This window comes from Hydrogeniiclostridium mannosilyticum (assembly GCF_003268275.1).
Classification (GTDB): domain Bacteria; phylum Bacillota; class Clostridia; order Oscillospirales; family Acutalibacteraceae; genus Hydrogeniiclostridium; species Hydrogeniiclostridium mannosilyticum.
Map to the genome: position 1 here is coordinate 151,994 of NZ_QLYR01000004.1, position 21,427 is coordinate 173,420.

Genomic DNA, 21,427 nt, shown 5'->3' on the forward strand with positions numbered 1-21,427 from the left:
CTATTCCTCCTCCCTTATCGGTCCCAGTTTTCGGGCTTCTGAGCAGCATGGATGTGCTCGGCACCCTCAAACAGGCGAAGTCTTCCCAGTGCGGCGCGGCCGATGGTGGTGTCGGGCACCATGCCCTTTACTGCCAGCTGCATCGCCATGGTGGGCTTCTGCGCCATAAGGGTATCATAACGGACAGCCTTCATATGGCCGATGTACCCCGTGTGATGGTAATGGAATTTTTTCTCCAGCTTCTTGCCGGTGAGCACTGCCTGTGCGCAATTGATGATAATGACATGGTCCCCGCAGTCTACATGGGGCGCAAACGTCGGCTTATGCTTGCCGCGCAGCAGAACAGCCGCCTGCGCCGCAACACGGCCCAGCGGTTTTCCCGCAGCGTCAATCACATACCACTTGCGGTCAACTTCGCCGCTTTTGGGCATATAAGTGGACATAAATTTACCTCCTGAATGTAATTTTCAGTATCCTGCCTCTGAGGGAAATCCCCCGTAAAGCAAACACTTACATATCAAAATAAATTATCGCCTATAGATAGTACCATAACCAAACCCACCCTGTCAAGACAAAAAAACGAAAAATTTAATTTATAACCTTCAATCTCCTGTTTTCTTCTGTTTTTGCCTCTTAGCTTTCCAGATCTCCGCCGTCATTTTTGTTTTTTATCCGCATGACCGGCGTCCTCCCAGGGCCTGGCTGGCGGCGGTTTAGGCATGAAGGGGCTGTCCGGCCTCATAGAATTTTATCAGGCCCTGCCTGCTTCCCCATGGATCCGGGCCTAAAGGGCCTGACTCCTGATTAAAGAAAGAAGGCGCCGCCATGTGTACTGCCGTAACGCTGCAAACCTTGCAGCGGGAAACCTTTTTCGGCCGCAATATGGATTTTTCCTACCCCATTGAGCCCGCCCTCTACCTGGTACCCAAGGGAAGCGCCTGGGCAAGCATCCCCGGGAAGAGCTCCTTCCAGGACTCCTGCAGCTGCATCGGCATCGGCCAGGAGTTCCGCAATAGGATCACCCTTGTAGACGGTGTGAATGAGCACGGCTTTGCGGCCGCGGCGCTCTATTTCGCCGGCTATGCCAGCTTTCCCCAGCCGTCCGCGGCCCCGGGCGGGCCGATGCTGGCTGCGCTGGATGTGGTGCGCTTTCTGCTTGGGCGCTGCGCCTCCGTGCAGGAGCTTCGCCGCCTGTTGGACGCAGTCCGGCTGGTCGGGGCGCCCGACCCGGTGACCAACACCGTCGCCCCGCTTCATTGGATTGCCGCGGACCGTTCAGGCGCCTGTGCGGTAATTGAGCAGACCGAAGAGGGGCTGCATATTTGGAACAACCCCATCGGCGTGCTCGCCAACAGCCCGGATCTACGCTGGCAGCTGACCAACCTGCGCAACTACATGAGCGCCAGCCCCACCCAGAAGCCCAGCGCGCAATGGGGCAAGGTAGCGCTCACTCCGTTCGGAAACGGCGGCGGCACGGATATATTGCCCGGCGGCTACGCCTCCCCGGCCCGTTTTGTCCGTACAGCCTACCAGAAAAGCTTTGCGGCAGCCCCCGCCAACCGCCAGGACGCGGTAGCCACTGGTTTTCACCTGCTGGAGGGCGTGGCTCTGCCGCGGGGCCCTGTAGCCACCAGCCGCGGGCCGCTCGATTTCACCCACTACACCGCTTTTTTGAACACGGCGTCCGGGGAATATTTTTTCAGAACCTATGACAACTGCCAGGTCACCACAGCCAAGCTCCCCGCGGACGCCGGCAGCCGGGCGCGCCCGGTTCGCCTGGGCGCGCTCAACCGCCAACCCGTTTACGCCACCCTGTAGGGGCGCGCCTTTCCGCCATTTTTGTTTTTGGGTTTGACTTTAGGCGTTTTCCGGGCTAAACTGTAGGCAAGGCCAAACGCATCCGGCAAAGGACCTGAAAAGATGCGGAATTTATCCCGCTATTGCGCGCGGAATGAAAGCAGAGGGTGAAAAGATGAAGGTTTCAACAAAAGGGCGCTACGCGCTGCGCCTGATGGCCGACCTGGCGGCGCACGACACGGGCGAGTGGGTACGGCTCAAGGAGATTTCCGAGCGGCAGGCGATCAGCGTCAAATATCTGGAGCAGATCATCCCGCTGCTGACACGGGCTAAGCTGGTGAAAAGCTCCCGCGGCAACAGCGGCGGCTACCGTTTGACGCGTCCACCGCAGGCGTATACCGCCGGGGAAATCCTGCGCGCCACAGAGGGCGACCTCTCCCCAATCGCCTGCCTGGAGGACACCCCCAACCAATGCCCGCGCAGCAAGATCTGCGCCACTCTTCCCTTCTGGGAAGGCATGAAAAAAGTCATCAACGAATATGCCGACGGCGTCACACTGGCGGAGCTTGCCAAGCTTCCCCCGGACAGCCGCGAATAGCGGGCAGGCCTGCCGGCGGCCCCTTGTTGTACCCCTATGTAGGTTTCCCGTGCCCGTCCGCAAGGGCGCCTGCCGCTTTCCCAGCCGCAGCAAATAAGCGGCGGATTAAAAACGTAAAAAATCATTTCCATGCTTGACAAAAGTAGAATAGTATGGTATATTCCTAGTAAACAGATAGGAATTAAGAACTTGAAAGGGGGCTTTACGATGAAGAGAAATGCTTGTCGAATGGATTGGACGTGCCGGCCGGTGACCTCCGCCCTGTGTATGGGCCGGATGTGCTGCGCGCGTTTTCTTTCCCGTCCCCACGCTGACAGCTCCTATCAGCGGGTATGATTCATGTTTTGCGCCTGCCCCGGCAAACAGGGCGGCGCCATACACGGAATTTGGAACGGGAAGCGGGGCGCTTCCCGTTTTTTCTTTTTAAATTCAGAAAGAGAGGATATAACCATGAAAAACATCTATAAAGGAACACTGGGCCTCACCGGCAACACCCCGCTGGTAGAAGCCGTCAACCTGGAAAAAAGCTTAAACCTGAACGCGGTGCTGCTGCTGAAGCTGGAATCCTTCAACCCTTCCGGCAGCGTAAAGGACCGCATCGCCAAGGCGATGCTTGAGGATGCGGAGCAGCGGGGGGCGCTGAAGCCGGGTTCTACCATTATTGAGCCGACCTCCGGCAACACGGGCATCGGGCTGGCGGCCATCGCCGCGGCCAAGGGCTACCGCATCGTGCTCACCATGCCGGAGACCATGAGCGTGGAGCGCCGCAACATTCTCAAGGCCTACGGCGCCGAGCTGGTGCTGACAGAGGGCGCCAAGGGCATGAAGGGCGCCATCGCCAAGGCGGAGGAGCTGGCGGCCCAAATTGAAAACAGCTTTATCCCCGGCCAATTTGTCAACCCGGCCAATCCGGCGGCGCACAGGGCCACCACCGGGCCTGAGATCTGGCGCGACACAGACGGCGAGGTCGACTTCTTTGTCGCCGGCGTCGGCACCGGCGGCACCATCACCGGTACCGGCGAGTATTTAAAATCCCGTAAGCCCGGCCTTCGTGTCGTCGCTGTCGAACCGGACGCCAGCCCGGTGCTCTCCGAGGGCCGGGGCGGCCCGCACAAGATTCAGGGCATCGGCGCAGGCTTTGTGCCCGAGGTGCTGAACACGCGCATTTACGACGAAATCATCCGCGTTGCGAATGACGACGCCTTTGCCGCCGGCAAGCTGCTGGCAAAGCAAGAGGGCATCCTCGCCGGAATCTCCTCCGGCGCCGCGCTGCACGCCGCGATTGAACTGGCCAAACGCCCGGAAAACGCCGGCAAGTCCATTGTCGCCCTGCTGCCTGACAACGGCGACCGCTACTACTCCACCCCGCTTTTTACCGAATAAAATGCTGAAATAGAGAAAAATTCATTCCCAAGCGCAACACGCCGGAACGATTTTATGGAGGTTGATAAAAATGAGCACGATTTCAGAAGAAAGAGAAAAGAAATTCCGCTTTGAGACCCTGCAGCTTCACGTCGGCCAGGAGGCCGCCGACCCCGCCACAGACGCGCGTGCGGTTCCGATCTATCAAACCTCGTCCTATGTTTTTCATGACAGCGACCACGCGGCGGCCCGCTTCGGCCTTCAGGATGCCGGCAATATTTACGGGCGGCTGACCAACCCCACCGAGGATGTGTTTGAGCGCAGGATTGCGGCGCTGGAGGGCGGCGTTGCGGCCCTGGCGGTCGCCTCCGGCGCGGCGGCGATCACTTACGCCTTCCAGGCGCTGGCGCAGAACGGGGACCACATCGTCTCCGCCAAAAACATCTACGGCGGCACCTACAACCTGCTGGCGCACACGCTGCCCAGGCAGGGCGTGTTTACCACTTTTGTCGATCCCCACAACCTCGCGCGGCTGGAAGATGCCATTCAAGACAACACCAAGGCCGTCTTTATTGAGACGCTGGGCAACCCCAACTCCGATGTGGCGGACATTGAGCGCATTGCGCAGATTGCCCACGCGCACGGCCTGCCGCTGGTCATTGACAACACCTTCGGCACCCCCTACCTCATCCGTCCCATTGAGCACGGCGCGGACATCGTGGTGCACTCCGCCACCAAATTCATCGGCGGCCACGGTACCGCCATCGGCGGGGTAATTGTCGACAGCGGCAGGTTTGACTGGGCCGCCAGCGGGCGCTTTTCCTCTCTGGTCGACCCCGACCCCAGCTACCACGGCGTCAGCTTTGTCAAGGCGGTGGGCCCGGCGGCCTTCGTCACTAAAATCCGCGCCACCCTGCTGCGCGACACAGGCGCCACCCTTTCCCCTTTCCATGCGTTCCTGTTTTTGCAAGGCCTGGAGACCCTCTCCCTGCGGGTTGAGCGCCATGTTGAAAACGCGCTCAAGGTCGTAGACTACCTGAACCGCCACCCGCAGGTGGAGCGGGTAAACCACCCCTCCGTCTCACAGGACCCGGCCCAACAGGCGCTCTACGCCAAATACTTCCCGCACGGCGGCGGCTCCATCTTTACCTTTGAAATTAAGGGCGGCCTGCAGAAGGCCAAGGCCTTTATCGACCACCTACAGCTGTTCTCCCTGCTGGCCAATGTGGCGGATGTCAAATCGCTGGTCATCCACCCGGCAACCACCACACATAGCCAGTGCACCGCCGAGGAGCTGGCGGACCAGGGCATCAAGCCGAACACCATCCGCCTGTCCATTGGCACCGAGCACATCGACGACATCCTGGAGGATCTCGAGCTGGCTTTCCAAGCGGTTCAATAAGACGGCTTTCACCCCCCAAAAATCAATACCGGCGAAAAGCGGCCCCGCACCTCATTGCATTCAGGTGCGGGGCCGCTTTAGATCAGCCGGGCCGCAAGCCCTCCAGCGTCGCCACATAGCCCGCAAGCCGTTCCCGGCGCACGCCTGCACAGGCGCCGCTGTGGACAAAGCGCAGAAACTCGGGCTCCGATACCCAGCGGTAGCCGATGGTCTCGCCGGGCTGAAGGGCTACCTCCGACTTGCCGCAGCCGGTCACACAAAGGTAGCCATGGTAGATGGACTGCCGGCAGCGGCACACGTAAAGCGGCGTCAGCCGTCCGCAATAATCCCGGTTTCTTCCCGCAGCTCCCTTAGAGCCGCCTGCAGCGGCGTCTCCCCCTTGAGCGCGCTGCCGCCCGCCGTGGCGTCAAACATTCCGCCATATTTTTCCTTTCGCCAATCGCGCTGCATCAGCAGGTAGCCGCCGTCCGTATGCCGCACCAACACCTCGCTCACCAGATGAAAAAGCCCCGGCGGGATCGGCTCCCCCCTCACCAGATCGCAGCCCGCCAAGCTCCCGTCGGCTCTGTATGCATCCCAAATTTCCATGCCCACGCTCCTTTTGTCCCCGCCCGAAAGCCGTGTGGAATTTATTATACCCCTATTTTCCGCTATAACCAATGAAAAACGCCTGGCAAGGCCCTAATAAACAAAAGGCGCCGCCTGCCCTTCACAGACGGCGGAGCCTTCCGGCTGCTTGAACAACTTTCTGCATAAAAATATTGTCTAACCTTTTTTGGGGCGCTTCAAAGCCGCCCGCTCTTTTTTTAATCCTACTCTGCCTTCAGCTCTGCCAGCTCCTTCTTATAGAGGTACTTGCCGACCTCCTCCGCCATATTTTCGGGAATTTTCCGCGCCACTGGGAACACCGCCGCATTGGCCATGCTGCGGCCGAAATCCAGCACATGGACGGCGGTTTTCTCCAGCATTGCGGCGGAGAGAAAGCCGAGCGTGTCATGGCGGCAGTGGATGTAGGCGGCGCCCTCCGCGCCCGCACGGTAGAAATTGACCCCCGGTACGCCGCTGTCGGCAAAGGGGATGGAGTCGCTGGAATAAATCCCCTGGTTCACCGCCACGGAATAGCCGTTCAGCTTGGTAAAATAGTCCAGGTAATGGACCAGGTTCTCCTCGGCGGTAACGGTGGCCTTATCCCCGCCCAAAACCGGGCCGCCAATATCCACATTGATCATCAGCAGGTGTTTTTTCAGCTCCTCCGCGTGCGCCCTTACATAGGCCCAGCTGCCCTCCAGGCCCTGCTCCTCAGAGCCGTACCACATGAACTTCACTGTACGGCGGGGCGGATGCTCCCTGAACCAGCGCAGGATTTCCATGTTGATGACGGATCCGGCGCCGTTGTCGTAAACCCCGGTGGAAAACTCCACAGAGTCATAATGTGCCCCGAAGGAGAGGATCTCATCCGGGCGTTCCGTCCCCTCAATGGTGGCGACGACATTGTGCGACGTTTTTTTGACCGGGGTATTTTTCAGCGCCAGGCGCGCCCTGCATGCGCCCCGGGACACCAGGTCAAAGGCATCCCGCACCCGCAGATGAACCATGGGCGCATTGCCGAAGGCCCGCAGCGGGCCGCGCAGCTTGCGGGTGGACAGGTCTGTCTCTTCAAGCCGGTCGCGCAGCGCCCCCTCCATGGTGACAATACCTACAACCCCGGCATCGAGCAGCTTGCGGAACAGAGGGACGCGCATAAAGCCGTCCACCAGCACAATTTTGCCGCGCGCGTCCGCCAGGTTGACCTCCGTGGCATCCTCAACATAAAGAAAATCCGCCGCCAGCCCGCCCTCCGGCGTATTCTGCGCGCATTTGTAGCCCGTGACGGGGTACGTCTGCCGGAAGGGCTCCAGTATTTCCAATTCCGCGGCCTCCAGCTCCGCATCGTCGATTTCAAAGGGCTCAACCACCGCCGGGACCCCCGCGGCCTCGCATTCCGCCCGTAAAATCTGCGCGGCGCGGCACTCCTCCTCGGATCCGCCCACACGGGTAAAACCAATTCTTTTCAGCAGGTCAAAGGCCCGCTCGCCGTTTACATACATCCTCTTTTCCTCCGCTCCCAATAATTCGGGCCGGGCCGCCTCCCCTTGCAGTAGGAACCGCCGGCGCCTTACAGGGATCATTATAGCGCAAAAAGCGCGCCGGGCCAAGCGAAAATTTCGCCCCCGCCTAATAGGCGTTTACCATCTCCATGGCGATGCGCGCCCACTCAAAAATATTTTCCGGGCGCCCGCAGCAGGTGCTGATGTCCTTTAAAATCAGCTCGCAGGCGCAGCCGTTGCGCTTGCAGGCAGACAAAATATGCCCCAGCTCACGGCGAAGGGCCTCTTCATCCAGGCGGCTGACCCCCACGGCGGCGGGGTTGGGCTTTGCCGAAAGCACATACCGCCTGCCAATAGCTTCCGCGGCAATGTCCACATCTGCCCAGGGCGTAATGGAGATTTTGCGCAGATGGGGAATTTTCTCCACAATATCGATCTTTTTATCCAGCGGTTCGCAGCAGCCGTAATAGACCAGTCCGCAGCGGCCGATGGTGTCCTTCATATACTCAATGTCAAATTCCTCGTGCATAGACTTGGACACGGAGGCAAAGATCTGCGCCGTCCCCCGCCCCCACAGGCTCTCATAGCCCACTGGCCCCTCATCGGGCCGCATGGGCGCAAGGTCGTCGGTTAAAACCGGCGTGCAGTGCAGGCTGGCGGGCATGTTTTCAAACAGCCCCAGCTGCCGGTACTGCTCCGCAATATCCATAGCGATGTCCGTCACCCGGCGCATGATCTGGTGGCAGAACTCCGGCTCCTCCGCCAGGCTGATGAGCAGGGGCGTAACGCCGCGGAACCGGGCGATGTCGTCCCATGGGTTCAGGCTGATATGGTCAATGCCCACTTTTTTGACCGGCAGAATATCGCCCACCAGGTCGCCCACCAGCTGCCAGCGCCGGGCGGTCTCCGCCTCGTCGTAGACCACCGTAGCCTTGTGCAGCTTTTCCAGGTCCTCGGGGGTTGCGAGCTGGTCGTGGTATTCGTGGGAAACGATGTGGTTGGCCCGGTCCGTCGCCAGCTGGCGCTCGTCCACCGTCAGGCCGATACCGGTGGCGCGCACCACCTTGCCGACGGGCACGAAGGGCCGCAGGATGCGATCCGCACGGAAATGTTTAAACTGAAAGAGCTCACGGCGCAGCCAGCACTCGACCTCACGCAGATAGGGGTCCTCGCAGCACAGCGTCAGCTCCCCGGTTTGGTTGAGCTCATGCCAGGGCAATTCGTCAACCAGCACAACCGGCCGAACCATGTGCAGGTCGTTTCCCGCCCGGTGCAGCCGCTCCTTTTCGGCGTTGCCCGCCCCCTGCAGCGCCAGGCTGTAGCGAGCCGCCAGCCCACGCAATATTTTTCCGTCCTGATTCATCTCATCCACTCCCAAATCCATATTTCCCGGCGGCCTCAAAAAATCCCGCCGGAATACTTGTATTTTCTCATCAATATGATAGGATAAAACAGAGCCGGCAGAAAGGCCGGAAAACGATTAAAGAGGATTCCATAAGAGAGGATGGGGCGCATGGCGACACCGGAGCGGCTGCGGCTGGTCACACACAGCTTCGACCAGCTGACCGCGTTTGAAAGGCGAAACTACCGCTATTTTTCCGAAACGGACGCCGGGCTGCCCTTCTGCCTGTGCCGGGTGCGCTATCTGGCGAAAAACAGCCCCTTGGCCCCCCACCTGCACGAAGGGCTGTATGAGCTGGTGTTCATGCTGCGCGGGGAGCAAATCTACCAGGCGGAGGGCCGCAATTACTGCCTGCACAGCGGGCAGTTTTTTCTGACGCCGCCGGACTTGGTCCACTCCACGGGCGGGAATTTTGAGGACAAGGCCCTCTATTATTACCTTCAGGCCGACCTGCGGCAGCTGCGGCGCTGTCTGAACGGGCCCCTGGCACGCGAGGCGGAGCTGCTGGCCCAGACCGCGCGCCGGGCCACGGACGGCAGCCGCCGGGTATTTCCCCTGCCAAAGGAGGCCGAGCGGCTGCTTGAAGAGCTGATCGGCCTGGCGGGCGAACCAGGCCCGCTGGATCGGCTGCGTACCTTTCAAAAGCTGTTGCAGCTGCTGTTGATTGTCTGCGGCGCAATCCGGCAGGCGCCGTCCGGGGACGGCGCGGAGGGGCTGGGCGGACCGCGGGCGCCGGGCTCCCCCGAGCACAGCGCCATGGCCCTGGCTATGCGGTACGTCCAAGCGCATATTTCCGAGGAAATCTCGGTGGAGCAGCTGGCGCGGCTATGCAGCTACAGCCCTTCCACCTTCCACGCTAAATTCAAGCAGGCCACCGGCCTGCCGCCGCACGAATATATTCTGCGCAAAAAAATCGACAGCGCCTGCATCCTGCTGGCTAACGGGCGCTACACCGTGCGCGAGGTCGCCCGGCGGCTTTCCTTCTGCTCCGAGCAATATTTCAGCGCGGTGTTTAAAAAATATATGTCAACTACCCCCGGCGCTTACCGCAGGGCGCTTTCCGGCCCGGCGGAGGACACCTGAACGCGGGGCAATTTTATTACGAAGGAGTTTTATGATGACGGAAAAGGAAAAAATGATTGCAGGAAAATGGTACGATGCCGCCGACGCCGAGCTGTGCGAGCTGCGCGCCTATGCCCATAGCCGTACCGAGGAATTTAACCGCACCACCGGCGAGGATGCAGAAAAGCGCCGGCTGATTTTAGCCGAACTGCTCGGCGGCATCGGCGAGGGCAGCAGCATCCTGCCAACGGTCAAGTTCGATTACGGCTGCAACACCTACATTGGCAGCCGCTGCTTTGTCAACTTCAACGCTGTTTTTCTGGATTGTGCACAGATCCGCCTCGGCAACGATGTTTTTGTCGGCCCGGGCGTTTTCTTCCTTACTCCCACTCACCCGCTGCTGGCACGGGAGCGCAACCTGCACACCGGCGAAGACGGCGCCCTGCATGAAATTGAGGCAGCCAAACCCATCACGGTCGAGGATAACGTCTGGCTGGGCGGCGGGGTAGTCATTACCCCAGGCGTTACCATTGGGCACGATGCGGTCATCGGCGCGGGCAGCGTCGTTACCCGGGACATTCCCGCGGGTGTGGTCGCCGCCGGCAACCCCTGCAGGGTCCTGCGCCCTATTACTGAGGCGGATCGCATCGACATGGCGTGACCGCCGGGCCTCCTTTGTAAAGCGCAATTACCGGCGGCCTTGAATTTCCGCTTGACAAACGCCGCGATACGCGCCAAAATGAAACCACAGTCCCCCGCCGCTCTGGGAAAGACGGCGCGCGGCAGCCGCACCCCAAGCGGACGGCTTGGGCGCCGCAGCCGTATGGATGGATTCAACGGATCATTCCGTCCGTTTTACCATTATAAATGAATTGGAGGAGTTAACATGGCTAAAAGCAGACTTATCGGCGATTACCCGGTCATCGGCATCCGCCCGACCATCGACGGACGCCGGGGCTACATGAACATCCGCGGCTCACTCGAGGATCAGACCATGAGCATGGCCAAAAGCGCCGCCCGGCTCTTTACGGAAAACCTGCGGTATTCCAACGGCGAACCGGTCAAGGTCATTATTGCAGACACCACCATCGGCCGTGTGGCGGAGGCTGCGGCCTGTGCCAGCAAATTCAAAAAGGCCGGCGTGGACATCACCCTGACAGTGACGCCCTGCTGGTGTTACGGCGCGGAAACCATGGACATGGACCCCGGCACCATCAAGGGCGTATGGGGCTTTAACGGCACCGAGCGCCCCGGCGCGGTCTATTTGGCCTCCGTGCTGGCAACACACGCCCAGAAGGGCTTGCCTGCGTTTGGAATTTACGGGCACGACGTACAGGAGGCCGGCGACGCCTCCATCCCCGCGGATGTGCAGGAAAAGCTGCTGCGCTTCGGGCGCGCGGCTGTGGCGGTTGCCACCATGCGCGGCAAATCCTATCTGCAAATCGGTTCCATCTGCATGGGCATCGGCGGCTCTATCATCGACCCCGCCTTTATTGAGGAATACCTCGGCATGCGGGTAGAGTCTGTGGACGAGGTGGAGATCCTCCGCCGCATGAGCGAGAACATCTACGACGAGCAGGAATTTCAGAAGGCCCTGGCCTGGACCAAGGCCCACTGCCCGGAGGGCTTCGATAAAAACCCGCCCGAGGTACAGAAATCGCCGGAGCAGAAGGAAAAGGACTGGGCGTTCGTCGTCAAGATGATGTGCATTATCAAGGACCTAATGAACGGCAACGACAACCTGCCCGCCGGCTGCGAGGAGGAAAAGGCCGGCCATAACGCCATTGCCGCCGGCTTCCAGGGCCAGCGCCAGTGGACCGACTTTTACCCCAACTGCGACTTTGCGGAGTCGCTGCTCAACACCTCCTTCGACTGGAACGGCGCGCGTGAGCCCTATGTGCTGGCAACAGAAAACGACGTCCTCAACGGCCTGGGCATGCTGTTTATGAAGCTGCTCACCAATCGTGCCCAGATTTTTGCGGACGTGCGCACCTACTGGAGTCCCGAGGCGGTGAAAAAGGCTACCGGCTATGAGCTGGAGGGCCCGGCAAAGGCCGCCGGCGGCTTTATCCACCTTATTAACTCCGGCGCGGCCTGCCTGGACGCCAACGGACGGGCAACTGATGAAAAAGGCAACGGTGTGATGAAGCCCTGGTACGAGGTCACCGCGCAGGATCAGGAGGCCATTCTCAAGGCCACTACCTGGAACGCGGCGGACTGCGGCTATTTCCGCGGGGGCGGGTACTCCTCCCGGTTCCTCACCGAGGCGGAAATGCCCTGCACCATGATCCGCTTAAATCTCGTCAAGGGCCTGGGGCCGGTGCTGCAAATTGCCGAAGGCTGGACAGTCCGCCTGCCGGACGAGGTTTCTGACATTCTTTGGAAGCGCACGGACTACACCTGGCCCTGCACCTGGTTTGCCCCCCGCACCACCGGCGAGGGCGCGTTCCGCACCGCCTATGACGTCATGAACAACTGGGGAGCCAACCACGGGGCCATCAGCTACGGCCACATCGGCGCCGACCTGATTACGATGTGTTCAATGCTGCGCATACCGGTATGCATGCACAATGTTCCGCAGGAAAAGATTTTCCGGCCGGCGGCCTGGAATGCTTTCGGCATGGACAAGGAGGGCCAGGATTACCGCGCCTGCCAGGCTTACGGCCCGCTGTACCGCTGACCGGGACATTTGCCTATTATCACGGCATCACCTGCCCCGACGCTGGAAAACCAGCTTTTGCTTTTCTCTTTCAAAAGCGCTGTAAGCATTGGGCCCTTCCCTCCGGTTTAAGCTGCGGGCTCGTGCTAAAGCGGAAAATCGAGACCGTTCCCACCTTGCGGTGGGAACGGCTTTTTTATCTGCGGAGATCCGCCGGAGGGGCCGCCCAAAAAAAGCAGTCCGCCGCCCCTGTTCGTTCCTGCCGTTATAAAGCCGTTCCTTTTTTGGGGACAAAATAGGAACGAAGGTCCACCCCCTCCAGCGCAAGCAGCGCGCGCTTCTTATCAATTCCCCCCGCATAGCCCGTTAGGCTGCCGCCGCTGCCGGCAACCCGGTGGCACGGGACTATAATGGAGATGGGGTTATGCCCCACCGCTCCGCCGACAGCCTGCGCGGCCCTGCTCCACCTCCCGGACTCTTCCCCAAGGGCGGCGGCGATCTCCCCGTAGGCCACCACCTTCCCATAAGGAATTTTCAGCAGCCTGTCCCAGACCGCCAGCCGGAAGGGTGAGCCCGTCAGCCGCAGCGGCGGGGTAAAATCAGGCGCTTCGCCGCCAAAATACCTGTCAAGCCACCGTCTTGTCTGCCGGAACACCGGTAAATCCCTTTCCTCGTGCTCGCCCGACAGCGTGGCGGCAAAATATTTCTGCCCGTCAAACCATAGGCCGCACAGGCTTTCCCCATCGCTCGCCAGAGTAATCCCGCCAAGCGGAGATGCGTAGGCCGCTGTGTATTGCATATGCTCACACTCCTGTTATGCTTTATTCTTCTTTTCGCTCTGCTTGCCCTTCAAGGTCTTTTCGTCTCCTCCGGCGCATAAGCCCTGCATGCCTGCGACGGCGCCGCCGGCTGGCCCGCCATAGACGGGATACATACTCTTCCCCCAGCTTGACGAACCGAACCAAACACACTATGATTATAGCATATCCCGTCAGGGACCGGTAGCCCTAAACCCTCTCCCCGCGCCGCTGGCGGGCCTGAATTTTTTACAAAGGGGGACCTCCCGATGAAGCTCCGCTTTGCGGCAGAAAAGGATTGCCGCAGCCTGCTGGCAATTTATGCGCAGTATATTGACACCGCCGTCACCTTTGAGTGCCGGCTGCCCTCTGAGGAGGAATTTACCGGGCGCATCCGGGCAATCACGAGCAATTACCCCTACCTGGTCTGCGAGGATCAGGGCCGCATCGCAGGCTATGCCTATGCGCACCGCCAGATGGAGCGCGAGGCCTACCAATGGAACGCGGAGCTTTCCATTTACCTCGACCGGGCTTATACCGCCCGGGGAATAGGGCGCAGGCTGTACGGCGCGCTGATGGAGCTGCTGCGGCTGCAGGGCGTGAAAAACGTATACGGCGGCGTCACCCTGCCAAACGCGGGCAGCGAGGGGCTGCACCGGGCCCTGGGCTTCCAGCTGCTTGGCGTCTACCGCCATACCGGGTTCAAATGCGGCAAATGGCACGATGTGGGCTGGTTTGAAAAGGCGCTTTCCCCCTGCACCGGCAACCCACAGCCTGTTTTACCCATCCACCGGCTCGATGAAAAACAGCGCGCCGGCATCCTGCGGGCCTTTGCGCAGCCGGACGGGCAGCGTTAGCGCCCTGTTTTCGGGCGGCCCGTACCCCGCGCGGACATTTCTGAAAAAAACTGATTAAGCAAGCGAAACCGGATAAAATAAAAGAAAAAACGAGGATCACTATGAAAGATCAACCTTCCCCCGTCCTGTACGACACAAACGGCCTTTGCCTGGAGGAAATTGTAGCGCCGCTGCTGGCCTGGTACCGGCAGAGCGCCCGCGTTCTGCCCTGGCGCGAGAACACCGACCCCTACCGTGTTTGGGTGTCGGAGATCATGCTTCAGCAGACCCGGGTGGATACCGTCATTCCCTATTATGAGCGCTTCATGGCCCGGCTCCCCAGCGTCCAAGCCCTGGCGGAGGTCCGCGAGGAGGAGCTGCTGAAGCTCTGGGAGGGGCTGGGCTACTATTCCCGCGCCCGCAACCTGCAAAAGGCCGCGCGCTGCATCTGTAAAGAGTCCGGCGGGGCTTTTCCCGGCTCCTATGAGCAGCTCTGCTCTCTGCCCGGGGTCGGCCCCTACACCGCGGGCGCCATTGCCTCCATCGCCTTTGGACTGCCGGTCCCCGCAGTGGACGGAAATGTCCTGCGCGTGCTCTCGCGCCTGACAGAAAACCCCCGGGATATTGCGGAACCCGCCGTCAAAAAGCAGATGACCGCCGCCTTGGCCCAGGTCTACCCTGCCGGACATTGCGGGGACTTCACCCAAAGCCTGATGGAGCTGGGCGCCGTCGTCTGCGTGCCCAACGGCCTTCCCAAGTGCGGCAGCTGCCCGCTGCGCCAGCTCTGCCGGGCATTTCGCCACGGGACGCAGACGGAATACCCCGTCCAAACCAAAAAGCAGCCGCGGCGGGCAGAGCAGAAGACCGTGCTGCTGCTTTGCTGCGGCGGCAGAGCAGCCGTCAGAAAGAGGCCTCAGGGCGGGCTGCTGGGCGGGCTGTGGGAATTTCCCTGCCTGGACGGCGCGCTTTCCGCGGCGGAAATTGCCGCCTGGCTGGAGCAGCAGGGCGCCCACGCGGCGCATATTGAGCGGGCCCTGAGCCGCAAGCATATCTTCACCCATGTGGAGTGGGACATGACCGCCTACCGGGTAAGCTGCCCGCACGCCTTCCAGCCGGACGGCGGCGGGCTTGTGTGGGCCACGCCGGAACAGCTGGCGGACGAAATCGCCCTGCCCACCGCGTTCCGGCGCTTTACCAGGGCGCTGGGCCTGCCCTCGCCTCAAGCGCCGGAGGGGCAAAAAATCCCCTGAAAAAAGCGGGCCGTTCCCTTTTTTAAGATTGCTTACCGGCCCATTATTTGCTATGATGAAGAGACCATAGCCGTCCAAGGGAACAGCCGTGCTTTCCCGGCGGCGCAGAGCCAATCGAACATTAAAAAAGCAGGGAGAGAAAAAGCATGCCGAAACAAAACCAATGGACCAGCCGCCTGGGTTTTCTGCTGGCGGCGGCGGGCGCTGCCATCGGGCTGGGCAACCTGTGGAAATTCCCCTACCTCATGGGCCGCAACGGCGGATTCCCCTTTTTGATCGCCTATCTGATCTTTATCGTGCTGCTGGGCGTTCCAGTGATGATGCTGGAGATGAGCCTGGGGCGCTACTCCGGCAAGGACCCGGTGTCCAGCTATAAAAAGGTACACCCGCGGGCCGGGATTGCCGGCTTTACCGGCGTATTGGCCGCCTTCATCATTTTAAGCTATTACAGCGTTATCGGCGGGTGGATTCTCAAGTACATCTTCAGCTACCTGACCACCTTCTCCGCGCCCGCAAATTTCGACGCCTTCAAGGCCAGCCCGGAGACGGTCCTCTGGCATTTTCTCTTTATGGCCGCGACGGCGCTCATCTGCCTGAGGGGGGTCGGCGCTATTGAAAAGGCCAGCAAGTTCATGATGCCCACGCTGTTTGTCTGCCTGCTGGCCGTCATCATTCGCAGCGTAACGCTGCCCGGCGCGCTGGAGGGGCTGCAGTTCATGTTTACGCCCAGCGCCTCACAGGACGGCTCCGGCTTCAGCCTCTCTTCCGTCAGCGCGGCGCTGGGCCAGGTTTTCTATTCCCTCAGCCTCTGCATGGGCATCACCATCACCTATGGCAGCTACCTGAATAAAAAGGAAAATATCCCGCGCAGCTGCCTCAATGTCGCCGCAATGGACACCTCCCTGGCGGTGCTGGCGGGCATTGCCATTTTTCCGGCGGTGTTTTCCTTCGGCGAGGATGCCGGGCAGGGGCCCAGCCTGATCTTCAGCACGCTGCCGAAGGTCTTTGAAAAGCTCGGTACGCCGGCGGGCCCGGTATTTGCCATCATCTTCTTCATTCTGGTCTTTTTTGCAGCGATCACCAGCGCCATTGCCCTGCTGGAGGTCACGGTCTCCTACGTGACGCAGAATTGGAAATGGAGCCGTAAAAAAGCGGTGCCCGCCATCGGCTTTTCCACCTTCCTGCTCGGCGTCCCCAGCTGCCTGGCCTTTGGCGCCCTCTCCTGGTTTACCATTGCCGGGTACAACTTCTTTGACCTGGTTGGACTTTTGACGGACAATATCCTGCTGCCGCTGGGCGGCCTGCTGATGTGCTGGTTTATCGGCTGGAAATGGAACCCCGGCATCCTGGCGGACGAGATGAAGGAGGGCGCGCCCAGGTTCCGGCTGGGTAAAGCCTGGGTGCTGTGCATCCGTTACCTGACGCCGGTTTTGATTTTAATTGTCACCATCAGCGGTTTCATCACCATTTACCAAACCGTTTCGGCCGCCGGCTGAAGCCTGTGCATCAAAAAATCCCGCGCCGCTCACTTAGGGCAGCACGGGATTTTTTACTGCTGTACTGGCACAGGCCTAGCGGGCCTAATGGGCCCTCAGGCGTCCTCCGGCTCTGCCAGGTAGATGATGCCGAAGGTGCCGGGGCCGCAGTGTACGGAAACCGAGCAGCCAGCCTGGTTGACCAAAATCTTTTCAAACGGCTGGCAGGCGGCAATTTCCTTGCAGGCCTTGTCCATGATTGCATCCGCGTCGTAATGCGCAATAAGCAGCTTGGAGAGGTCGATTTTCTCCCCCGCGCTGAGCTTGTCGCGGATCATCTGCAGGGCGACATGCTCCAGGTTGCCGCGGTATTTTTTTGCCACCTGCATCTTGCCCTCCTTGACCTCGATGCAGGGCTTGAGGTTCAGCAGGTTTGCGCCCAGCGCCTGCACGCCGGTGCAGCGCCCGCCCTTGTACAGGTACAGCAGCGTGCTGATGACAAATGAGGTGCGCACATCCTTCGCGCGCCGGCGGATGGTCTCCGCGATTTCAGCGGCCGGCAGCCCCTGATCCCGCAGCTCGCAGGCGAGCAGCACCAAAATACCCATGCCCGCGGAAACATTGCGCGAATCCACCGGGTAGATATTGGGGTAATGCTCCGCCGCCATTTTGGCAATGTTGGGCGTCACCGTCATTTCCGCGCTGATGCTCAGGTGGACGACATCATACCCCTCTTCTGTCCAGCGCTTGTAGAACTCCTCATAATAGGCAGGGGTCGGCGCGCTTGTCGTGGGGAGCTTTCCGGTCTCCTTATAATACTGGAACAGGTCGGGCGTGTGTACGTCAATGCCGTCCAGACAGGCCTTGTCGCCAAGGTTTACCGGCAGGGCGATGGTCTCTATACCGTACCCGGCCAGTACCTCCTGGTTCAGGTCGCAGGTGCTGTCGGCAACGATCTTTACTCTATTACTCATCATAAAAACTCCTTCACAAATTTGACGGCCTTATTTAATCAGAAATATTATAACATTTTTGTGTGAAAAATTCAATTGCCGTACGCCTTTTAAACCCTAAAATAAATCATTGTCCTTTAGCGGTATTTATGCTATGATTATAAAGATGTAGAAAGAACCGCTTTTTTGCTTTTTTATCTGAATAAACGCAGCGCCCGCCAGGCCGCCGCCTTTTTTGTGCGGCTATTTTACGGCCTTGGGGAAACGCTGAACGATATAGTAAAAACAGAAAGTACCCGGCTCCTCTGCGGAACACCCCCTACGCCGGGATTTTATGCAGGAGGTCATCGTTTATGAAAAACAGAGCAAGACGGATTGCAGTCTTGGCTTTTACAATTTTATTCGCGGGCTCCGTCTTTACGGCGACCGCGCTGGCGGAGCAGCCGGCCGGCGACCCCGCGCCGCCTACCTATGAGGACCCCGGCACGGGCAGCGTCGCTACCGGCGTGCCGGTTGAGCCCGAGCCGGACCCCAGCGAGCCCGCGCCCAGCCAATCGGGCAGTAGCATGACGAGCAGTACAGGCAGCGCCAGCACAAACGAAAGTACAATGAACTCGAGTGCGTCCGCTAGCAGCAGCGAGAGTTCGGAAAATAATAACTCCGGCGGCACCAGCAACTCCTCCACCTCAACGGAGGCCCCCCCTTCCACTCCCAACCGCGACCCTGATATCCAGGTCAGCACGCCCAGCCATGTCACTAACCCCGACACACAGCAGGGCCTGATCAACAGCCGCGCCAACGCCCTTGGCAGCACCGACCCCGACGAGCAGAGCAACACCGACTGGTCCGAGCTGCTCGGCGGCACGGCCTCGGATTCCAGCGAGGCCGTTTCTGCCGCGTCCTCCTCTGCTGCCGTAAGCAGCGAGGGGCAAAAGGCCTCCAGCGGCGGGGTCACCTGGATGTTGATTTTGGGCGTCCTCTTTATCCTGCTTGCGCTCGCGGGCATCGGCTACTTCATCTATGCGCAGTTTTTTGCCGGGCGCGGCGGGCCGAAGAACGGCGGGCCCAATGGCGGCGGATTTGACGGCAACGAGGATGAAACCGATTTTATCGACATCAGCTCCTCCAGCGACGGCCTGCAGCACCGCGAGGGGTACCTGCCGCCGGAGAAAGACGGTAAGCGGCAGCCGGGGGCGCAATCCGCCTCCCTGAATGACCACACGGTGGAAATTCCCTCCCTGAGCGACGATCCCCCCATTGAAGAAATTGTCTCCGCAGCCAGCGATGCCTCCCGTCAGCCGCCCCTGCGGAACCCTCATGCCGTTTACGCGGGCCCGAGCGCCGCGGCGCAGGACCCTGCGGTGCAAAACTCCGCGGCCCAAAACTCTGCGGCTCAGCCCGCGGACCCCGCGGACGCAAGCCGGGGCCAGGAGGCTCAGGCATCGCCGGCGGCGCAGAAAAATTTTGACTGGAACAAATTTTTTGAAGAAAACAGCGATATTTGACAAAGACCGGCGGCCAGCACTGGCGCATTGAAATTTCACCGGGGCGCGTCCTCTTTCAAACCGGCCCGGTTATCAAAACAGCAGGGCATCTATGTGCGCCCTGCTGTTTTTTACCTATGCAGGCGGCATCGCGCAGCCTATTTCCGGGTGGAATTGCCCCAAAACCGCGCGCCGCAGGACGGCCCTTGGGCCGGCCCAAGGGCCGCCTTGCTCCTTATTGTGAAATATTTTCCTAAAAGGATGAGGCGCTGGGCAGGCTTTTCAGGCTGTTTTTTGGCAGGCCTATCCAGCCGCGCCCACCTTTTACCGCCGTCTTTTATTCTTTTTTACCAAATCACGGCGCATCCAGCTTCTATACTTTAGCCAGATAAAAACTTGACGCTGTCCCCGATTAAGCCTATAATAAATACATATATATTTTTGGCCTGTAAGGCCGGGAAAAAGCCCCTTAACGGCTTTCCCCCGGCGCGCCGGAGCTTGGCGCGGCACAGGCAATAAGTTTATAGAAAGACCCGAGATGCTTTATCAGTTCCGGGAAGCAGCCCCCGGCACGGGTGCGCTGTGACAAGAAGGAGGAACGACGCCATATGATCAGCGGTGCGGAAATCATGGTAAAATGCCTGGAGGCCGAGGGGGTATCCGTCGCTTTCGGTTACCCCGGCGCCGCCATCTGCCCTTTTTACGACGAATTGTTGAAAACCAATATCCGCCATGTCCTGGTGCGCGAGGAGCAAAATGCCGCGCACGCCGCCAACGGCTACGCGCGCAGCGCGGGAAAGCCGGGCGTCTGCATCGCTACCTCCGGCCCGGGCGCAACCAACCTGATTACCGGCATTGCCACGGCCTACATGGACAGCGTTCCCCTGATTTGCATCACGGGGCAGGTCAGCTCTGAGCTGCTGGGGCGCGACGTCTTTCAGGAGGCCGACATCACCGGCGCGTGCGAGGCCTTCACCAAGCATTCCTACCTGGTTAAAAAAGCCGCGGACCTGCCCACGGTCTTCCGAGAGGCCTTCCACATTGCCTCCACCGGCAGGCCCGGCCCGGTGCTTATCGATGTACCCATCGACATCCAGCTGGAGACGGTGCCTGAGTTCAGCTACCCCGCAAAGGCCAGCATCGCCGGCTACAAGCCCCGCACACAGGGCCACGCCATGCAGATCAAAAAGGCCCTTGCGGCGATTGGCGAGGCCCAGCGCCCGCTCATTTGCTGCGGCGGCGGCGTGGTGCTGGCCGGCGCACGGAACGAGCTCGTCGCCTTTGCGCAAAACAGCGGCATTCCCGTGTGCGCCACCATGATGGGCATCGGCGTGGTGCCCATGGACAGTGAATTTTACCTCGGCATGATCGGCATGCACGGGCGCACGGGCGCAAACCTTGCTATGCAGCAGGCAGACCTTGTCATCCTCTGCGGCGCACGCGTAGGCGACCGGGCGGTCTCCGCGCCCCAGCAGATCGCCGAAAAGGCCAAAATTATCCATATTGATATTGACCCCGCTGAAATTGGTAAAAATATGCCGGTACATATCCCCATCGTCGGCGATATCCGCCTGGTGCTCTCCACACTGGCCGGGCAGGTGCGCAACACCGTACCGGAGGCTTGGCTGGAGACCTTGCGCGGCTATAAGCGGAAGCACCCGCCCCGCGGGGAGGCCCGCACGGATTCCGTTGAACCCAGGGTATTCATCCGCGACCTTTCCGCCATGATGGAGGAGGATGCCATCCTCGCCGCCGATGTTGGGCAAAACCAAATTTGGAGCGCGCGCAACTTCAACGTCAAGGAGGGGCGCTTTCTCACCTCCGGCGGGCTGGGCACAATGGGCTATTCCATTCCCGCGGCCATCGGCGCCAAGTTGGCAAAGCCAAAACGGCAGGTAGTAGCCGTTTGCGGCGACGGCTCGTTCCAAATGAGCATGTGTGAGCTGGGCACCATTTGCCAGGATCAGGTTGATGTAAAAATCATCCTCATGCAGAACGGCCGCCTTGGCATGGTAAAGGAGCTGCAGGACCGCCTTTACGGCGGGCGGCACATCGCCACTACGCTGGACGGCAACCCCGACTTTGTCAAGCTGGCGGAGGCCTACGGCATCCGGGCCCGGCTGGCGGCCTCCAACGAGGAGGCCAAGGCCTGCGCCGCCGAGATGCTGCAGACAAAGGGCCCCTACCTGCTGGTTTGCACCGTGGATCCCAGTACCCCGAGCATCTGATTTCCGCATTTTGGCCTTCGGAGCCGATGGCAAAG

Annotated in this window: 20 protein-coding genes; 13 read left to right on the top strand and 7 right to left on the bottom strand. The window is 60.2% G+C overall.

Translation table 11 applies throughout. The annotated features are described in order from the left end of the window. Window positions 1–14: 14 nt before the first annotated feature. Complete coding sequence (gene rplM / locus DPQ25_RS08385; protein WP_112332718.1) at window positions 15–443, bottom strand: 50S ribosomal protein L13; 429 nt, start codon at window positions 441–443, stop codon at window positions 15–17. A gap of 382 nt (window positions 444–825) precedes the next feature. On the opposite strand from rplM, the gene DPQ25_RS08390 reads away from it, so the two are divergent. The 5 genes from DPQ25_RS08390 (at window position 826) to DPQ25_RS08405 (ending at window position 5,159) form a co-directional block, all read left to right on the top strand. Next, window positions 826–1,818 (top strand): linear amide C-N hydrolase, encoded by a 993-nt coding sequence (locus tag DPQ25_RS08390; RefSeq protein WP_112332719.1) that lies wholly within the window; start codon window positions 826–828, stop codon window positions 1,816–1,818. A gap of 154 nt (window positions 1,819–1,972) precedes the next feature. After that, the gene (locus DPQ25_RS08395) at window positions 1,973–2,395 is read left to right on the top strand and encodes an RrF2 family transcriptional regulator (protein ID WP_112332720.1); all 423 of its coding nucleotides are present in this window, start codon (window positions 1,973–1,975) and stop codon (window positions 2,393–2,395) included. 207 nt (window positions 2,396–2,602) lie between these two features. Next, a complete protein-coding gene (locus tag DPQ25_RS15235) occupies window positions 2,603–2,731 on the top strand; it encodes a hypothetical protein (RefSeq protein ID WP_262510512.1) in 129 nt (42 codons plus the stop codon). Between the two features lie 114 nt (window positions 2,732–2,845). Continuing rightward, the gene (cysK, locus tag DPQ25_RS08400) at window positions 2,846–3,778 is read left to right on the top strand and encodes a cysteine synthase A (RefSeq protein WP_112332760.1); all 933 of its coding nucleotides are present in this window, start codon (window positions 2,846–2,848) and stop codon (window positions 3,776–3,778) included. 70 nt (window positions 3,779–3,848) lie between these two features. Then, complete coding sequence (locus tag DPQ25_RS08405) at window positions 3,849–5,159, top strand: O-acetylhomoserine aminocarboxypropyltransferase/cysteine synthase family protein (protein WP_112332721.1); 1,311 nt, start codon at window positions 3,849–3,851, stop codon at window positions 5,157–5,159. Between the two features lie 82 nt (window positions 5,160–5,241). On the opposite strand, the gene DPQ25_RS15045 is transcribed toward DPQ25_RS08405, so the two are convergent. From DPQ25_RS15045 to DPQ25_RS08420, 4 genes are all read right to left on the bottom strand, one after another. Next, window positions 5,242–5,457 carry an NUDIX hydrolase gene (locus tag DPQ25_RS15045; RefSeq protein ID WP_242978267.1) on the bottom strand — a complete coding sequence of 72 codons (216 nt, stop codon included), beginning with the start codon at window positions 5,455–5,457 and terminating at the stop codon, window positions 5,242–5,244. 11 nt (window positions 5,458–5,468) lie between these two features. Next, window positions 5,469–5,747, bottom strand: coding sequence for an NUDIX hydrolase (locus tag DPQ25_RS15050; RefSeq protein ID WP_242978268.1), 279 nt, complete (start codon window positions 5,745–5,747; stop codon window positions 5,469–5,471). Window positions 5,748–5,971: 224 nt separating this feature from the next. Further along, a complete protein-coding gene (locus DPQ25_RS08415; protein WP_177576953.1) occupies window positions 5,972–7,246 on the bottom strand; it encodes a M28 family metallopeptidase in 1,275 nt (424 codons plus the stop codon). Between the two features lie 127 nt (window positions 7,247–7,373). Further along, complete coding sequence (locus DPQ25_RS08420) at window positions 7,374–8,609, bottom strand: hypothetical protein (protein ID WP_112332723.1); 1,236 nt, start codon at window positions 8,607–8,609, stop codon at window positions 7,374–7,376. Between the two features lie 150 nt (window positions 8,610–8,759). On the opposite strand from DPQ25_RS08420, the gene DPQ25_RS08425 reads away from it, so the two are divergent. The 3 genes from DPQ25_RS08425 to DPQ25_RS08435 all read left to right on the top strand — a co-directional run bounded on the left by DPQ25_RS08425 (window position 8,760) and on the right by DPQ25_RS08435 (window position 12,390). Further along, the gene (locus DPQ25_RS08425) at window positions 8,760–9,731 is read left to right on the top strand and encodes an AraC family transcriptional regulator (RefSeq protein ID WP_177576955.1); all 972 of its coding nucleotides are present in this window, start codon (window positions 8,760–8,762) and stop codon (window positions 9,729–9,731) included. A gap of 34 nt (window positions 9,732–9,765) precedes the next feature. After that, entirely contained in the window at window positions 9,766–10,371 is a 606-nt protein-coding gene (locus DPQ25_RS08430) for a sugar O-acetyltransferase (RefSeq protein ID WP_112332725.1), read from the top strand. Window positions 10,372–10,596: 225 nt separating this feature from the next. Further along, window positions 10,597–12,390, top strand: coding sequence for an L-fucose isomerase (locus DPQ25_RS08435; RefSeq protein ID WP_112332726.1), 1,794 nt, complete (start codon window positions 10,597–10,599; stop codon window positions 12,388–12,390). Between the two features lie 244 nt (window positions 12,391–12,634). On the opposite strand, the gene DPQ25_RS08440 is transcribed toward DPQ25_RS08435, so the two are convergent. After that, window positions 12,635–13,168, bottom strand: coding sequence for a methylated-DNA--[protein]-cysteine S-methyltransferase (locus tag DPQ25_RS08440; protein WP_112332727.1), 534 nt, complete (start codon window positions 13,166–13,168; stop codon window positions 12,635–12,637). Window positions 13,169–13,435: 267 nt separating this feature from the next. Here DPQ25_RS08440 and DPQ25_RS08445 point away from each other — a divergent pair, with 267 nt between their 5' ends. From DPQ25_RS08445 to DPQ25_RS08455, 3 genes are all read left to right on the top strand, one after another. Further along, on the top strand, window positions 13,436–14,023 hold the full coding sequence (locus tag DPQ25_RS08445) for a GNAT family N-acetyltransferase (protein ID WP_112332728.1): 588 nt from the start codon (window positions 13,436–13,438) through the stop codon (window positions 14,021–14,023). A 101-nt stretch (window positions 14,024–14,124) separates the two neighbouring features. After that, window positions 14,125–15,252: an A/G-specific adenine glycosylase gene (gene mutY / locus DPQ25_RS08450; protein WP_112332729.1), complete on the top strand. Its 1,128-nt coding sequence runs from the start codon at window positions 14,125–14,127 to the stop codon at window positions 15,250–15,252. A 146-nt stretch (window positions 15,253–15,398) separates the two neighbouring features. Further along, window positions 15,399–16,748, top strand: coding sequence for a sodium-dependent transporter (locus tag DPQ25_RS08455; RefSeq protein WP_112332730.1), 1,350 nt, complete (start codon window positions 15,399–15,401; stop codon window positions 16,746–16,748). A 95-nt stretch (window positions 16,749–16,843) separates the two neighbouring features. On the opposite strand, the gene DPQ25_RS08460 is transcribed toward DPQ25_RS08455, so the two are convergent. Continuing rightward, window positions 16,844–17,701, bottom strand: a complete 858-nt coding sequence (locus DPQ25_RS08460) for a DegV family protein (RefSeq protein WP_177576957.1) — start codon at window positions 17,699–17,701, stop codon at window positions 16,844–16,846. A 332-nt stretch (window positions 17,702–18,033) separates the two neighbouring features. On the opposite strand from DPQ25_RS08460, the gene DPQ25_RS08465 reads away from it, so the two are divergent. Both DPQ25_RS08465 and ilvB read left to right on the top strand, forming a co-directional pair. Further along, complete coding sequence (locus DPQ25_RS08465) at window positions 18,034–19,185, top strand: hypothetical protein (protein ID WP_112332732.1); 1,152 nt, start codon at window positions 18,034–18,036, stop codon at window positions 19,183–19,185. A gap of 587 nt (window positions 19,186–19,772) precedes the next feature. After that, complete coding sequence (ilvB, locus tag DPQ25_RS08475) at window positions 19,773–21,392, top strand: biosynthetic-type acetolactate synthase large subunit (RefSeq protein WP_112332734.1); 1,620 nt, start codon at window positions 19,773–19,775, stop codon at window positions 21,390–21,392. Window positions 21,393–21,427: the final 35 nt, after the last annotated feature.

What these genes read in the sequence shown, in the direction of transcription:
- rplM (WP_112332718.1), bottom strand. Translation starts at nt 443, where the DNA reads ATGTCCACTTATATGCCCAAAAGCGGCGAAGTTGACCGCAAGTGGTAT.
- DPQ25_RS08390 (WP_112332719.1), top strand. Translation starts at nt 826, where the DNA reads ATGTGTACTGCCGTAACGCTGCAAACCTTGCAGCGGGAAACCTTTTTC.
- DPQ25_RS08395 (WP_112332720.1), top strand. Translation starts at nt 1,973, where the DNA reads ATGAAGGTTTCAACAAAAGGGCGCTACGCGCTGCGCCTGATGGCCGAC.
- DPQ25_RS15235 (WP_262510512.1), top strand. Translation starts at nt 2,603, where the DNA reads ATGAAGAGAAATGCTTGTCGAATGGATTGGACGTGCCGGCCGGTGACC.
- cysK (WP_112332760.1), top strand. Translation starts at nt 2,846, where the DNA reads ATGAAAAACATCTATAAAGGAACACTGGGCCTCACCGGCAACACCCCG.
- DPQ25_RS08405 (WP_112332721.1), top strand. Translation starts at nt 3,849, where the DNA reads ATGAGCACGATTTCAGAAGAAAGAGAAAAGAAATTCCGCTTTGAGACC.
- DPQ25_RS15050 (WP_242978268.1), bottom strand. Translation starts at nt 5,747, where the DNA reads ATGGAAATTTGGGATGCATACAGAGCCGACGGGAGCTTGGCGGGCTGC.
- DPQ25_RS08415 (WP_177576953.1), bottom strand. Translation starts at nt 7,246, where the DNA reads ATGTATGTAAACGGCGAGCGGGCCTTTGACCTGCTGAAAAGAATTGGT.
- DPQ25_RS08420 (WP_112332723.1), bottom strand. Translation starts at nt 8,609, where the DNA reads ATGAATCAGGACGGAAAAATATTGCGTGGGCTGGCGGCTCGCTACAGC.
- DPQ25_RS08425 (WP_177576955.1), top strand. Translation starts at nt 8,760, where the DNA reads ATGGCGACACCGGAGCGGCTGCGGCTGGTCACACACAGCTTCGACCAG.
- DPQ25_RS08430 (WP_112332725.1), top strand. Translation starts at nt 9,766, where the DNA reads ATGACGGAAAAGGAAAAAATGATTGCAGGAAAATGGTACGATGCCGCC.
- DPQ25_RS08435 (WP_112332726.1), top strand. Translation starts at nt 10,597, where the DNA reads ATGGCTAAAAGCAGACTTATCGGCGATTACCCGGTCATCGGCATCCGC.
- DPQ25_RS08440 (WP_112332727.1), bottom strand. Translation starts at nt 13,168, where the DNA reads ATGCAATACACAGCGGCCTACGCATCTCCGCTTGGCGGGATTACTCTG.
- DPQ25_RS08445 (WP_112332728.1), top strand. Translation starts at nt 13,436, where the DNA reads ATGAAGCTCCGCTTTGCGGCAGAAAAGGATTGCCGCAGCCTGCTGGCA.
- mutY (WP_112332729.1), top strand. Translation starts at nt 14,125, where the DNA reads ATGAAAGATCAACCTTCCCCCGTCCTGTACGACACAAACGGCCTTTGC.
- DPQ25_RS08455 (WP_112332730.1), top strand. Translation starts at nt 15,399, where the DNA reads ATGCCGAAACAAAACCAATGGACCAGCCGCCTGGGTTTTCTGCTGGCG.
- DPQ25_RS08460 (WP_177576957.1), bottom strand. Translation starts at nt 17,701, where the DNA reads ATGAGTAATAGAGTAAAGATCGTTGCCGACAGCACCTGCGACCTGAAC.
- DPQ25_RS08465 (WP_112332732.1), top strand. Translation starts at nt 18,034, where the DNA reads ATGAAAAACAGAGCAAGACGGATTGCAGTCTTGGCTTTTACAATTTTA.
- ilvB (WP_112332734.1), top strand. Translation starts at nt 19,773, where the DNA reads ATGATCAGCGGTGCGGAAATCATGGTAAAATGCCTGGAGGCCGAGGGG.